Raw genomic sequence first — 15,475 nt, 5'->3', positions numbered from 1 at the left:
ATTCAAAATGGCAAAAGAATTAGGAAAAGTAGTTAAACTACAAGTAAGGGGAGGTGCAGCGAATCCGTCGCCACCGGTTGGACCCGCTTTAGGTGCTGCTGGAGTAAACATCATGGAGTTCTGTAAGCAATTTAATGCTAGAACCCAAGATAAAGCTGGTAAAGTATTACCAGTTGTGATATCTGTTTACAAAGACAAATCATTTGACTTTGTAATTAAGACACCACCTGCAGCGGTTCAATTATTAGAAGCGGCCAAAGTAAAAAAGGGTTCAGGTGAACCACACGTGAAAAAAGTAGCAAAAGTTTCTTGGGATCAAATCAAAACTATTGCAGAAGATAAAATGGTAGATTTAAATGCATTTACATTAGACTCTGCAATGAAAATGATTGCTGGTACTGCAAGATCTATGGGTATAACTGTTAAAGGTGGAGACGCACCAAATTAACCTAAAAAGATTTTAAAATGGCAAGATTAACAAGAAAACAAAAAGAAGCTGTAGCTAAAATAGAAAAGGATAAAGTATATTCTTTAAAAGAAGCTTCAGAATTAGTAAAAGAAATTACTAATACCAAATTTGACGCATCTGTGGATTTAGCAATTCGTTTAGGGGTTGACCCAAGAAAAGCTAATCAAATGGTAAGAGGTGTAGTATCTCTTCCTCACGGAACTGGTAAAGACACTAAAGTTTTAGCTTTAGTAACTCCAGATAAAGAAGCAGAAGCTAAAGAAGCTGGTGCAGATTACGTTGGATTAGACGAATACCTTGATAAAATCAAGAGTGGTTGGACTGATGTAGATGTAATTATCACTATGCCTAGTGTTATGGGTAAATTAGGTCCTTTAGGACGTGTATTAGGTCCTCGTGGTTTAATGCCTAACCCTAAAACAGGAACGGTAACTATGGATGTAGCAAAAGCTGTAACAGAAGTAAAAGCTGGTAAAATCGACTTTAAAGTTGATAAAACAGGTATAGTACATGCATCTATAGGTAAAGCATCTTTCAGTGCTGATAAAATTGAAGGTAATGCAAACGAATTATTAACAACTATAATGAAACTTAAACCAACTGCATCAAAAGGAGTTTATGTAAAGAGCATTTATATGTCAAGTACAATGAGTCCTAGTATTGCTGTAGATACTAAAATAGGTTAAGTAGTTAAACACTTTATATTATTATGACAAGAGAAGAAAAATCACAAGTAATTAAAGACTTAACTGCACAATTAGCTGATAATTCAAATATCTACATCGCAGATATTTCTGGTTTAAATGCAGGTGCTACTTCAGATTTACGTCGTGCTTGTTTTAAAGCTGATGTGAAATTAGCAGTAGTTAAAAATACATTACTTGAAAAAGCAATGGAAGCTTCAGAAAGAGACTTTGGAGCATTACCATCAACACTTAAAGGAAATACATCTGTGATGTATTCTGAAACTGGAAACGCTCCAGCTAAAGTAATTAAAGCTTTTAGAAAAAAATCAGAAAAGCCTCTTTTAAAAGGTGCTTTTATTGAAGAAGCTATTTACTTAGGAGACGATCAGTTAGATATGTTAGTAGACATCAAGTCTAGAGAAGAGTTAATTGGAGAAATCGTTGGATTATTACAATCTCCAGCTAAAAACGTTGTTTCAGCTCTTAAATCTAGTGGTGGAAAACTTTCAGGTATCTTAAAAACATTATCTCAAAAAGAGGGATAATTTAAAAAGTACGCACTTTTACAATTATATATTAAATTAAAAAATTATTAAAACGATAGAAAAATGGCAGATTTAAAAGATTTCGCAGAACAATTAGTTAACCTTACGGTAAAAGAAGTAAACGAGTTAGCTACTATTTTAAAAGATGAGTATGGTATCGAGCCTGCTGCTGCTGCTGTAGCAGTTGCTGCTGGAGGTGCTGCTGCTGGTGGTGACGCTGCAGAAGCTCAAACTGAATTTGATGTAATTTTAAAATCAGCAGGTAGCGCTAAGTTAGCTGTTGTAAAATTAGTTAAAGAATTAACTGGTTTAGGATTAAAAGAAGCTAAAGGTTTAGTTGATGATGCACCAAGTGCAATCAAAGAAGGAGTTTCTAAAGACGAAGCTGAAGGCTTAAAAACTTCATTAGAAGAAGCTGGAGCAGAGGTTGAGCTTAAGTAAGCTTACTCAATAATTTTTACAAAGGTTTAGGTCTGAAGCAAGCGCTTTTCGACCTAAACCATTTGTCGTATATAGTCATTAGCTATATACAATCACATTTTTTTTAATCAAAATTTCGTCCATTGATGTTAGTAACACAAGCTGAAAGATTAAATTTCTCGTCTATTATTAATAGAACAGAATACCCAGATTTCATGGATATTCAGATTAAATCCTTCCAGGATTTTTTCCAGTTAGAAACAAAATCTGAAGAAAGAGGTGATGAAGGTTTATACAATACCTTCATGGAAAACTTTCCAATTACAGACACACGTAATCAATTCGTATTAGAATTTTTAGATTACTTTATTGATCCACCAAGATATACCATAGAAGAGTGTATTGAAAGAGGACTAACCTATAGCGTTCCGCTAAAAGCAAGGTTAAAGTTATATTGTACAGACCCTGAACATGAGGATTTCGAGACCATTGTCCAAGATGTGTACTTAGGAACTATACCTTACATGACACCTTCTGGTACGTTTTGTATCAATGGTGCAGAACGTGTAGTAGTCTCTCAATTACATAGATCTCCAGGTGTATTTTTTGGTCAATCATTCCATGCAAATGGAACCAAATTATATTCAGCTAGAGTTATTCCTTTTAAAGGATCATGGATAGAATTCGCTACAGATATTAACCAAGTGATGTATGCATACATCGATAGAAAGAAAAAGTTACCTGTAACTACTCTTTTTAGAGCTATTGGATTTGAGCGAGATAAAGATATTTTAGAGATTTTTGACTTAGCTGAAGAAGTTAAAGTGTCAAAATCTGGACTTAAAAAAGTAATCGGTCGTAAACTTGCTGCTCGTGTATTAAATACTTGGCATGAAGATTTCGTAGATGAGGATACTGGAGAAGTAGTATCTATAGAGCGTAACGAAATTGTATTAGACCGTGATACAGAATTAGATAAAGATAATATAGAAGAAATCCTTGAAATTGACGTGAAGACTATTCTTTTACACAAAGAAAGTGCACAACAAGGAGATTATGCTATTATACATAATACGCTTCAAAAAGATCCTACAAACTCAGAAAAAGAAGCAGTAGAACATATTTACCGTCAATTACGTAATGCTGAACCGCCAGATGAGGAAACAGCACGTGGTATAATTGACAAATTATTCTTTAGTGACCAACGTTACTCTCTTGGTGAAGTAGGTCGTTACAGAATGAATAAAAAATTAGGATTAGATATTGGTATGGATAAGCAAGTGCTTACCAAAGAAGATATCATTACCATAATTAAATATTTAATTGAGTTAATTAACTCTAAAGCAGAGATTGATGATATTGACCACTTATCTAACCGTCGTGTTCGTACAGTAGGTGAGCAGTTATCTTCTCAATTTGGTGTTGGTTTAGCCCGTATGGCTCGTACTATTCGTGAGCGTATGAACGTTCGTGATAACGAAGTGTTTACACCAATTGATTTAATTAATGCGAAGACCTTATCGTCTGTTATTAATTCGTTTTTTGGTACAAACCAGTTATCTCAATTTATGGATCAAACCAATCCATTAGCAGAGATTACTCACAAACGTCGTTTATCTGCATTAGGACCTGGAGGTTTATCTAGAGAAAGAGCAGGTTTCGAGGTTCGTGATGTTCACTATACACACTACGGAAGACTGTGTCCAATTGAAACACCTGAAGGACCAAACATTGGATTAATTTCTTCATTATCAGTTTACGCTAAGGTAAATTCAATGGGATTCATTGAAACGCCTTATAGAAAAGTAGAAAAAGGTGTTGTAGATATTAAAGGAGAGCCAATTTATTTAAGTGCTGAAGAAGAAGAAGATAAATTAATTGCGCAAGCAACTGTAGAAGTTGATGATAAAGGAAAAATTTTACACGACAAGGTAATTGCTCGTATGGAAGGTGATTTCCCTGTAATGGACCCTAAAGAGATTCATTATACAGATGTAGCACCAAACCAAATTTCATCGATTTCAGCATCTTTAATTCCATTCTTAGAGCATGATGATGCCAACCGTGCATTGATGGGATCAAACATGATGCGTCAAGCGGTACCATTATTACGTCCTCAAGCTCCTATTGTTGGAACTGGATTAGAGCGTCAAGTAGCTTCAGATTCTCGTGTATTAATTAATGCAGAAGGAGATGGAGTAGTACAATATGTTGATGCAAATGAGATTGTAATTAAATACGAACGTACAGAAGATGAAGCTAAAGTTAGTTTTGATAGTGATGTTAAGACCTATCCTTTAGTGAAGTTTAGAAAAACAAACCAAGGAACTTCTATCAACTTAAAACCTATTGTTAAAAAAGGAGATAAAGTAGTTAAAGGTCAAGTTTTATCAGAAGGTTATGCAACCCAAAAAGGAGAGCTAGCTTTAGGTAGAAACATGAAAGTTGCCTTTATGCCTTGGAAGGGTTATAACTTTGAGGATGCAATTGTGATTTCTGAAAAAGTTGTACGTGAAGACATATTTACTTCTATTCATATAGATGAGTACTCTTTAGATGTAAGAGATACTAAATTAGGAAACGAAGAATTGACTAACGATATTCCAAATGTTTCTGAAGAGGCAACAAAAGACCTTGATGAAAATGGAATGATTCGAATTGGTGCAGAAGTTAAACCTGGTGATATATTAATTGGTAAGATTACACCTAAAGGAGAATCTGATCCAACACCAGAAGAAAAACTTTTACGTGCTATCTTCGGAGATAAAGCTGGTGATGTTAAAGATGCATCATTAAAAGCGTCTCCTTCTTTACATGGAGTTGTAATTAACAAAAAATTATTCTCTAGAGCTGTAAAAGATAAACGTAAAAGAGCACAAGATAAAGAGGATATAGCTAAATTAGAAAATCTATATTACACTAAGTTTGACGAATTACAAGCTGTATTAGTTGAAAAGCTTTTTGCTATAGTTAACGGAAAAACATCACAAGGTATTTATAATGATTTAGGTGAAGAAGTATTACCAAAAGGTAAAAAATTCACTTTAAAAATGTTAAATGCAGTTGATGATTATACGCACTTAACAGGAGGTACTTGGACTACGGATGAGCATACTAATAAATTAGTTGCAGATTTAATTCATAATTATAAGATTAAGGAAAACGACTTACAAGGATCTTTAAGACGTGAGAAGTTTACAATATCTGTAGGAGATGAATTACCTGCAGGAATCATCAAATTAGCTAAAGTATACATTGCTAAAAAACGTAAGTTAAAAGTAGGTGATAAGATGGCAGGACGACATGGTAACAAAGGTATTGTTGCACGTATTGTTCGTCAAGAAGATATGCCTTTCTTAGAAGATGGAACTCCGGTTGATATTGTATTAAACCCATTAGGTGTACCATCTCGTATGAACATTGGACAGATTTACGAAACTGTTTTAGGATGGGCTGGACAAGATTTAGGTCGCACATTTGCTACTCCAATCTTTGATGGTGCTACCATAGATCAGATTAATGAATTAACTGATGAAGCTGGAATACCAAGATATGGTCATACGTATCTATATGATGGTGGAACTGGAGATAGATTTGATCAACCTGCAACCGTTGGAGTTATCTACATGCTTAAATTAGGGCATATGGTAGATGATAAGATGCACGCACGTTCTATTGGACCATACTCATTAATTACACAACAACCTTTAGGTGGTAAAGCACAATTTGGAGGTCAGCGTTTTGGTGAGATGGAAGTTTGGGCACTTGAGGCTTATGGAGCGTCAAGTACTTTAAGAGAAATCTTAACTGTAAAATCTGATGACGTAGTAGGTAGAGCTAAAACTTACGAAGCAATCGTTAAGGGAGAGCCAATGCCAGAACCAGGATTACCAGAATCGTTCAACGTACTTATGCACGAATTGAAAGGATTAGGATTAGACATTAGATTAGAAGAATAATTTTAAGTGAGTCAAGCAGTTTTAAATTATATTAAAACTGCTTTACAAACTGAACACTATAAGAATTATGGCAAAAAAACAAGATAAGAATACAGTACAGAGATTTAATAAAATCTCTATTGGGTTAGCATCACCAGAGTCTATTTTAGCAGAGTCTAGAGGTGAAGTGTTAAAGCCAGAAACTATCAATTATCGTACACATAAACCAGAACGTGATGGTTTATTCTGTGAGCGTATTTTTGGTCCTGTAAAGGACTATGAGTGTGCTTGTGGTAAATATAAGCGTATTCGATACAAAGGTATCGTTTGTGACCGTTGTGGAGTAGAAGTAACAGAAAAGAAAGTACGTCGTGACAGAGTTGGACACATTAATTTAGTTGTACCTGTAGCACATATTTGGTACTTCCGTTCGTTACCAAACAAAATAGGATATTTATTAGGATTACCATCTAAAAAATTAGATATGATTATTTACTACGAACGTTACGTAGTAATTCAACCAGGTAATGCTAAAAATGAAGAAGGAGAACCATTACAAAAAATGGACTTTTTAACTGAGGAAGAGTATTTAAATATATTAGAAACACTTCCACAGGATAATCAATATTTAGAAGATTCTGATCCAAATAAGTTTATCGCTAAAATGGGAGCAGAATGTCTTATAGATCTATTGTCAAGAATAGACTTAGATGCTTTATCATACGAATTACGTCATAAAGCTAATACTGAAACGTCTAAACAACGTAAAACAGAAGCTTTAAAACGTCTACAAGTTGTTGAAGCATTACGTGAGTCTAATCAAAATAGAGAAAATCGTCCAGAATGGATGATTATGAAGGTAGTGCCAATTATTCCACCAGAATTAAGACCATTAGTGCCTTTAGATGGTGGACGTTTTGCAACTTCAGATTTAAATGATTTATACCGTCGTGTAATTATCCGTAACAACCGTTTAAAGCGATTAGTGGAGATAAAAGCACCAGAGGTTATTTTACGTAATGAAAAACGTATGTTACAAGAATCTGTGGATTCATTATTTGATAATACACGTAAATCATCTGCTGTAAAAACAGACTCTAACAGACCATTAAAATCATTATCAGACTCATTAAAAGGTAAGCAAGGACGTTTCCGTCAAAACTTACTTGGTAAGCGTGTTGACTATTCTGCACGTTCTGTAATTGTTGTAGGACCAGAATTGAAGTTGTTTGAGTGTGGTTTACCAAAAAATATGGCTGCAGAACTTTATAAGCCTTTTGTAATTAGAAAATTAATTGAAAGAGGTATTGTAAAAACAGTTAAGTCTGCTAAGAAAATTATAGATAAAAGAGAACCAGTAGTTTGGGATATTTTAGAAAATGTTTTAAAAGGACATCCAGTACTTTTAAATCGTGCTCCTACATTACACAGACTTGGTATACAAGCCTTCCAACCTAAATTAATTGAAGGTAAAGCAATCCAGTTACACCCATTAGTGTGTACTGCATTTAATGCCGATTTTGATGGTGACCAGATGGCGGTTCACTTACCTTTAGGACCAGAAGCAATATTAGAAGCTCAGCTTTTAATGTTAGCCTCTCATAATATATTAAATCCAGCAAACGGATCTCCAGTAACAGTACCTTCTCAGGATATGGTACTTGGTCTATATTATATGACTAAGCACAGATTATCTACAAATGAGGTGCCTGTAAAAGGTGAAGGTTTAACTTTCTATTCTGCAGAAGAAGTAACTATTGCTTACAACGAAAAGAAAGTAGAATTAAACGCAGGAATTAAAGTTAGAACAATGGACTTTAATGAGGCTGGAGAATTAGTACCACAGATTATTGAAACAACAGTAGGACGTGTACTATTTAACGAAAAAGTTCCGGCTGCAGCAGGTTATATCAACCAAGTATTAACTAAAAAATCTTTAAGAGATATTATTGGTAATATTCTTAAAGTAACTAGTGTACCAGAAACTGCTGCTTTCTTAGATGAAATAAAAACTTTAGGATATAATTTCGCATTTAGAGGAGGGTTATCATTTAGTTTAGGAGATATTATTATTCCACCAGAAAAGCAATCCATGATTGATGCAGCAAATGCTAAGGTTGATGGTATTACTGGTAACTATAACATGGGACTTATTACTAATAACGAACGTTATAACCAAGTTATTGATATTTGGACATCTACCAATGCAGAATTGACAGAATTGTCAATGAAGCGTATTAGAGAAGACCAACAAGGATTCAACTCGGTATATATGATGCTTGATTCTGGAGCTCGTGGATCTAAAGAACAGATTCGTCAGTTAACAGGTATGCGTGGATTAATGGCAAAGCCTAAAAAATCTAATGCAGGTGGTGGAGAGATTATTGAAAACCCAATTCTTTCTAACTTTAAAGAAGGACTTTCAATTTTAGAATACTTTATCTCTACTCACGGTGCACGTAAAGGACTTGCCGATACAGCACTTAAAACTGCAGATGCTGGATACTTAACACGTCGTTTAGTAGATGTGTCTCAAGATGTTATTGTAAACAGTGAAGATTGTGGTACTTTAAGAGGTGTAGAAGTTACAGCACTTAAAAAGAATGATGAAGTTGTTGAAGATTTAGCAGAAAGAATTGTTGGTAGAGTTTCATTAAATGATGTCTACAATCCATTAACAGAAGAAGTTTTAGTAGAAGCTGGGCAATTAATTAATGAAGAAGTTGCTGCAAGAATTCAAAATTCACCAGTAGAAGCTGTAGAAGTACGTTCGCCATTATCATGTGAAGCTAAAAAAGGTATTTGTGCACAATGTTACGGACGTAACTTAGCCACTAATAAAATGGTACAACGTGGTGAAGCAGTTGGTGTAGTAGCAGCGCAATCTATTGGAGAGCCTGGTACACAGTTAACACTTCGTACATTCCACGTAGGAGGTATTGCAGGTAACATTTCTGAAGAAAATAAATTAGCTGTTAAATTTGATGGGATTGCCGAAATTGAAGACTTAAAAACTGTAAAAGGTACTGATAACGATGGTAAAACAGTAGATGTTGTGATTTCTCGTACATCAGAACTTAAATTAGTAGATAAGAAAACAGGCATCACTTTAAGTACAAATAACATTCCTTATGGTTCTCATATTTTTGTTAAAAATGGAGACGAATTAAAAGCAGGAGATGTAGTTTGTTCTTGGGATCCATATAACGGTGTAATTATTTCAGAATTTGCTGGAAAAGTAAGATATGAAAATATTGAACAAGGTGTTACTTATCAAGTAGAGATTGATGAGCAAACAGGTTTCCAAGAAAAAGTAATTTCTGAATCAAGAAACAAAAAATTAATACCAACACTTATTGTTGAAGATGCTAAAGGAGAAGCAATTCGTTCTTACAACTTACCAGTAGGTGCACACATCATGATTGACGACGGAGAGAAAATTAAGGTTGGAAAAATCTTAGTTAAGATTCCTCGTAAATCTGCAAAAGCAGGTGATATTACAGGAGGTTTACCACGTGTAACAGAGCTTTTTGAAGCGCGTAACCCTTCTAACCCAGCAGTTGTTAGTGCAATTGATGGTGTGGTGTCATTTGGTAAAATTAAAAGAGGTAATCGTGAGATTATTGTAGAATCTAAATTAGGTGAAGTTAAAAAGTATTTAGTAAAGTTATCTAACCAGATTTTGGTACAAGAAAATGACTTTATTAAAGCTGGTATGCCTTTATCTGATGGATCAGTAACTCCAAACGATATCTTAAATATTAAAGGACCATCTGCAGTACAGCAATATTTAGTAAACGAAGTACAAGAAGTATATCGTTTACAGGGTGTGAAAATTAATGATAAGCACTTTGAGGTTGTTGTAAGACAAATGATGCGTAAGGTAAGAATTATTGATTCTGGAGATACAATCTTCTTAGAAGATCAATTGGTTCATAAATCTGATTTTATTGAAGAAAATGATGAAATTTTCGGAATGAAAGTAGTTGAAGATGCTGGAGATTCTACTAACTTAAAAGAGGGACAGATTATTTCTGCTTTCCAATTAAGAGATGAAAATTCAATCTTACGTCGTGAAGATAAAAAACTTGTAGTAGCAAGAGACGCGCAGCCAGCAACAGCAACGCCAATCTTACAAGGTATTACAAGAGCTTCTTTACAAACTAAATCGTTTATATCTGCAGCGTCTTTCCAAGAAACTACAAAGGTATTAAACGAAGCAGCAGTAGCTGGTAAAGTAGATACATTAGAAGGTCTTAAAGAAAATGTTATAGTAGGACACCGTATTCCAGCAGGAACAGGAATGCGTGCTTACGAAAGCATCATAGTAGGATCTAAAGAAGAGTTTGATCAAATGATGAAAGCTAAACAAGAAGTAAATTATAACTAATTGTATAGTCAATATCATACATTAAATTCTTATTAAATAATTTAAAGAATCCTGCGTTTATGCAGGATTCTTTGTTTAAAACAAATTAAACATGGCAGATAATAAAGATAATAAACCAAAACAAGGACAAATAAATATTGAATTAGACGAAAAAGTTGCTGAAGGAACCTATTCTAATTTAGCAATAATCAATCATTCTGTTTCAGAGTTTGTAGTAGATTTTGTTAGTATAATGCCTGGTACACCAAAAAGTAAAGTTAAGTCTAGAATTATTTTGACGCCTCAACATGCAAAACGATTGTTAAAAGCTTTAGGCGAAAATGTAAAACGATTTGAAAAAGCCCATGGTGAAATCAAAGATTATGAGCAACCTCCAATTCCTTTGAATTTTGGACCTACAGGTCAAGCCTAATTATTTAAAAACAATATAAAATTTATTATTTAGTAGGTGCTCAAAATATTTTTTTTGAACAGCCTCCAATTCCTTTGAATTTTGGACCAACAGGTCAAGCCAAATTACTTAAAAACAATATAAAATTTATTATTTAGTAGGTGCTCAAAATATTTTTTGAGCAAGATCCTATTTTCTTAAATTTTAGTCCAAAGTTTAGAGTTAAAAAAATGCCTTTTTACAAATTTGTAAAAAGGCATTTTTTGTAAACAGATAAGTTATAATCAAAAGTTATAACACATTTATATGTTTATAATTAAAATTTATGTAATAGTAAATTTCAACTTTGTTTAATGGTTAAAAAACGAATTATAATTTATAAGCAATATGTTTCTTCGTGTTAAAACATAAAACACTCTTAAATCGCTTTAAAATAAGTTTTGGTTTAATCAAACTCAGAAACGTAGTGAAATTTAATACTTGGGTATTTTTGTTCTGTCATTTGTAAAGAAAAAGCAGAATCGGCTAAAAATACTAATTGCCCTCTTTTGTCTTTTGCTAAAAAGCGTTGTTTTACTCTTAAAAATTCTTTGAACTCCTCATTTTTTTTATCTTCAGGATCAACCCAACATGCTTTGTATACATTTAAATTTTCATAAGTACATTTTGCACCATATTCATGCTCTAATCTATACTGTATAACTTCATATTGTAGTGCACCAACTGTACCAATAACCTTTCTTCCATTTAATTCTAAAGTAAATAATTGGGCTACTCCCTCATCCATTAGTTGATCAATACCTTTAAATAATTGTTTAGATTTTAATGGATCTGCATTATTAATATATCTAAAATGCTCAGGAGAAAAACTTGGGATACCTTTATAGTTAAGTACTTCTCCCTCTGTTAGTGTATCACCAATTTTAAAAGTTCCAGTATCTTGTAAACCAACAATATCACCAGGATAAGAAACATCTACAATTTCTTTTTTTTCAGCAAAAAAAGCATTTGGACTTGAAAATTTCACTTTTTTATTATGTCTAACATGTAAATAGGGTGTGTTACGTTTAAACTGACCAGAAACAATTTTAACAAAAGCTAATCTGTTTCTATGGTTAGGATCCATATTTGCATGAATTTTAAATACAAAACCAGAAAAGTTATCTTCATCTGGTTTTACCAAACGTTCTTCACTTTGTTTAGCTCTGGGTTTAGGAGCTATTTCTACAAAACAATCTAATAATTCTCTAACACCAAAACTATTTAAAGCAGAACCAAAAAATACAGGTTGTAATTCACCTTTCAAATAATCTTCATGATTAAAACTTGGATAAATACCATCAACTAATTCTAACTCTTCACGAAGAGTTTCTGCAGCATTATCACCAACTAACTTATTTAATTCATCCGAATTTAAATCGTTAATTTCAATAGTTTCCTCAATGTTTTTTCTGCTATCACCACTAAATAAATTAATGTTTTTCTCCCAAATATTATATATTCCTTTAAAATCATAACCCATACCAATTGGGAAACTTAAAGGGGTAACTGTTAATTTAAGTTTCTGTTCTATTTCATCTAATAATTCAAATGCATCTTTACCTTCTCTGTCCATTTTATTTATAAACACAATCATAGGTATATTACGCATACGACAGACTTCTACTAATTTTTCTGTTTGTTCCTCTACACCTTTTGCAACATCTATTACAACAATAACACTATCTACAGCAGTTAAAGTTCTAAAAGTGTCTTCTGCAAAATCCTTGTGTCCTGGTGTGTCTAAAATATTTATTTTAATACCATTATACTCAAAAGCTAATACAGAGGTAGCAACAGAAATACCACGTTGACGCTCAATCTCCATAAAGTCACTTGTAGCCCCTTTTTTTATTTTATTACTTTTTACAGCACCTGCTTCAGTAATGGCACCACCAAATAATAATAATTTTTCTGTTAGTGTCGTTTTACCAGCATCTGGGTGTGAAATAATCCCAAACGTTCTTCTTCTTTTTATTTCTTCTAAAAAATTCATTTTAACAATTTGTGCAAATATAAACTTATGGGTACTAATCTTTAAATAAAACCAACTGTAATTTAAAATCGTAAGTAATTCTAATTCAAAGTATTTAATTTTTTTTAACGAATTTTCTTTCAAATAGTTGGTTAATTGCAGATAATCGAATATATTCGTATTTAAACTAATTTATATATTAAGATTTGAATGATTTAATATTAAATTATGTTAATTAAAGAAATTAATATTCAACGTTTAAATTGGTATTTCAACGAAAAATTTATCATTTTAATGTTGAGCTTTATCAAACATCAAAAGTATATTTAAATTCGTGTTGTGGTTTAAACCACAAGAAACTATTATATTTACTAAAAAAATTGATTATAAAATAATTTTACCTATAAATAATATGAAAATCTCTACTCGATTCTCGAATTCATTAAATTTTTTATTTAAAGTATTTTTCCTTTTATTTTTAACAACTTTTGTTTCTAATTCAGCTACAGCTCAAGAAACTCTAGATTTTAGAAATCCTACAATTGTAAATGGAGGAACTAATTTAGCGGTTGGAACTCAATATAGATTCCAAAATGTAACTACTACAGGAGGAGGTATTAATGTAGATGCACTAGTAACTATTACTGCTTCCCAAGCAGCATCTTTAACTCAATTTGATGATTTAGCCGATCATTTAGGTAATGGTCTGTCAAGTTTTGATCCTATAGTTCAAATTGATGGGGCAACTATAGTAAATGGGTCCTCAGATGGTGGATATGTAGAGTTTTTATTTGAATTTGTTCTAAATTCTGACAACACTCAACCAATCATTATAGAATTGGACGCATATTCAATGGATGTTGATGGTAACAATGGAGATATGAGAGAGTATGTTATCATAAGTGACTTTGGTGGATATACAATTAACAATCCATCTCAATTAAATTACATACCATCTGGTAGATTTGAATCTTCAACAGACTTAGTGAATCCGGGTATCAATGCAAATTCTGAATTTCTCGCTAAAACTGAATATTCTGCTGTATCTACATTTAGATACAGAGCGGGTGTTCTAAGAGATTTAGGAATAGCAACAACGCCAAGACAATTTGCACTTGCGTTTGAACCTATTTCATTTACAAACCCAAATTCAGTATTAATAATTGAAGCTAGTAATGATTCAGGTTCAGTTGTAGAAGGGGTTGGAGGTGTTGCTATTTCAAATGTATTATCAAATGATAGCTTAGGAGGAAACACGCCAACTACCACTGATGTAACTATTTCTCAAATTAGTACTAATAATGCAGGTGTTACTCTAAATACTTCAACCGGTGAAGTAAATGTTACTCCAGGAACACCCTCGGGTTCATATGTTATTGAATATCAAATATGTGAAACAGCTAGTCCTAGTAATTGTTCTACCGCATTTGCAAATGTAACTGTATTACCTGACAATGATGGTGATGGAATTGATGATGATACAGATTTAGATGATGATAATGACGGTATTTTAGATACAAATGAAGGATTATGTACTCCTGCTCAATCAGGAGTTTGGTCTATTTCAGGGACTACAGCTTCTTATGATTTTGGTAATGGTGTAATTGCCCAGGTTTCAACAACTAATGCTGCTGGTTTTACTTCAGGTAATTTTAACAATCAAAGCTTTTGGTCGGAAAATTTAGCTAATGATTCTTCGTTACAAAACTCATATACTTGGGGAAGTACACTAACAGTTAATTTTGAAGATTCCTTAGGTAATCCTGTTGCTGTTACAAACCCAATAGTTCATTTAGATAGATTAGGTGGTACTGACGGTGCCACAACTCAAAATGGAGCAATTGTAACTTTACAAGGAGGATTAACATGGACAGAAGTGTCAACAACTAGCACTGATGATTTTTATGTTACAGGAAATACAGCTTCAGATAGTGGTATTAATACTTCAGCAAATCCAGGTCATACTTCAGAAAGTACCCAGCAAGATGCAGATGGTACAGCTGCAGGTTCTCTTCAAATTAATGGAGAAATTTCCACTTTTACAGTCGAATTTGTTCAAGGAGGTTTATTTGGTACAGGTGGAGACGGTATTGAATTAATTTTGTCTTCATGTGAAAGTTTAGATTCAGATAATGATAATATTCCTGATTATTTAGATACAGATTCAGATAATGATGGCTGTTTTGATGCTCTAGAGGGTGATGCTGGAATTACAATATCACAAGTTGATGGATCTACTGGCCAGATAACCGGTGGAGTAGATGCTAATGGTGTACCTAATTTGGTTAGTGGTGGACAAGCTGATGTTAGCTCAACTGATAATACTACAATTGGTTCAGAATGTCAAATCGATGCAGTGGATGATGATTTTAGTTCAAGTCCAATCAATGGATTTGCTGGAGGCTCAACCGCAACCGTATTAGGTAATGATACTTTAAACGGAGTAGCAGTTGTACCAGCAGATATTACTTTAACACCAGGAACAGCGCCAAGTCCTGCATCCGGAAGCATTACGATGAATGCAGATGGAACGATCACGGTAGCAGCAGGAACCACAGCAGGAACATACACTTATGATTATACTATTTGTGAGAATTTAAATCCAACCAATTGTGATACCGC

Annotated in this window: 9 protein-coding genes; 8 read left to right on the top strand and 1 reads right to left on the bottom strand. The window is 33.3% G+C overall.

The window, feature by feature from the left end:
• Positions 1-7 precede the first annotated feature (7 nt).
• From rplK to LY08_RS09290, 7 genes are all read left to right on the top strand, one after another.
• Positions 8-448 carry a 50S ribosomal protein L11 gene (gene rplK, locus LY08_RS09320; RefSeq protein ID WP_028283618.1) on the top strand — a complete coding sequence of 147 codons (441 nt, stop codon included), beginning with the start codon at positions 8-10 and terminating at the stop codon, positions 446-448.
• Positions 449-465: 17 nt separating this feature from the next.
• A complete protein-coding gene (gene rplA / locus LY08_RS09315; protein ID WP_111660185.1) occupies positions 466-1,155 on the top strand; it encodes a 50S ribosomal protein L1 in 690 nt (229 codons plus the stop codon).
• 23 nt (positions 1,156-1,178) lie between these two features.
• The gene (gene rplJ, locus LY08_RS09310) at positions 1,179-1,700 is read left to right on the top strand and encodes a 50S ribosomal protein L10 (protein ID WP_111660184.1); all 522 of its coding nucleotides are present in this window, start codon (positions 1,179-1,181) and stop codon (positions 1,698-1,700) included.
• 63 nt (positions 1,701-1,763) lie between these two features.
• Positions 1,764-2,141, top strand: a complete 378-nt coding sequence (gene rplL / locus LY08_RS09305; protein ID WP_111660183.1) for a 50S ribosomal protein L7/L12 — start codon at positions 1,764-1,766, stop codon at positions 2,139-2,141.
• Positions 2,142-2,266: 125 nt separating this feature from the next.
• On the top strand, positions 2,267-6,079 hold the full coding sequence (gene rpoB, locus LY08_RS09300; RefSeq protein WP_111660182.1) for a DNA-directed RNA polymerase subunit beta: 3,813 nt from the start codon (positions 2,267-2,269) through the stop codon (positions 6,077-6,079).
• A 67-nt stretch (positions 6,080-6,146) separates the two neighbouring features.
• Positions 6,147-10,448 carry a DNA-directed RNA polymerase subunit beta' gene (gene rpoC / locus LY08_RS09295; RefSeq protein WP_111660181.1) on the top strand — a complete coding sequence of 1,434 codons (4,302 nt, stop codon included), beginning with the start codon at positions 6,147-6,149 and terminating at the stop codon, positions 10,446-10,448.
• Between the two features lie 91 nt (positions 10,449-10,539).
• Complete coding sequence (locus LY08_RS09290; protein WP_111660180.1) at positions 10,540-10,860, top strand: DUF3467 domain-containing protein; 321 nt, start codon at positions 10,540-10,542, stop codon at positions 10,858-10,860.
• A 424-nt stretch (positions 10,861-11,284) separates the two neighbouring features.
• Here LY08_RS09290 and LY08_RS09285 read toward each other — a convergent pair whose 3' ends face one another.
• The gene (locus LY08_RS09285; RefSeq protein WP_111660333.1) at positions 11,285-12,874 is read right to left on the bottom strand and encodes a peptide chain release factor 3; all 1,590 of its coding nucleotides are present in this window, start codon (positions 12,872-12,874) and stop codon (positions 11,285-11,287) included.
• Between the two features lie 391 nt (positions 12,875-13,265).
• Here LY08_RS09285 and LY08_RS09280 point away from each other — a divergent pair.
• The coding region (locus LY08_RS09280; RefSeq protein WP_146603209.1) for a hypothetical protein at positions 13,266-15,475 on the top strand (2,210 nt) is incomplete at its 3' end.

The organism is Olleya aquimaris, assembly GCF_003259525.1.
GTDB lineage: Bacteria > Bacteroidota > Bacteroidia > Flavobacteriales > Flavobacteriaceae > Olleya > Olleya aquimaris.
The sequence above is the reverse complement of the archived record's forward strand: the minus strand, read 5'-3'. Positions and strand labels throughout refer to the sequence as shown.

Bases quoted from the DNA above. Each gene is read 5' to 3' on its own strand.
- rplK (WP_028283618.1), top strand. From the start codon at position 8: ATGGCAAAAGAATTAGGAAAAGTAGTTAAACTACAAGTAAGGGGAGGT.
- rplA (WP_111660185.1), top strand. From the start codon at position 466: ATGGCAAGATTAACAAGAAAACAAAAAGAAGCTGTAGCTAAAATAGAA.
- rplJ (WP_111660184.1), top strand. From the start codon at position 1,179: ATGACAAGAGAAGAAAAATCACAAGTAATTAAAGACTTAACTGCACAA.
- rplL (WP_111660183.1), top strand. From the start codon at position 1,764: ATGGCAGATTTAAAAGATTTCGCAGAACAATTAGTTAACCTTACGGTA.
- rpoB (WP_111660182.1), top strand. From the start codon at position 2,267: ATGTTAGTAACACAAGCTGAAAGATTAAATTTCTCGTCTATTATTAAT.
- rpoC (WP_111660181.1), top strand. From the start codon at position 6,147: ATGGCAAAAAAACAAGATAAGAATACAGTACAGAGATTTAATAAAATC.
- LY08_RS09290 (WP_111660180.1), top strand. From the start codon at position 10,540: ATGGCAGATAATAAAGATAATAAACCAAAACAAGGACAAATAAATATT.
- LY08_RS09285 (WP_111660333.1), bottom strand. From the start codon at position 12,874: ATGAATTTTTTAGAAGAAATAAAAAGAAGAAGAACGTTTGGGATTATT.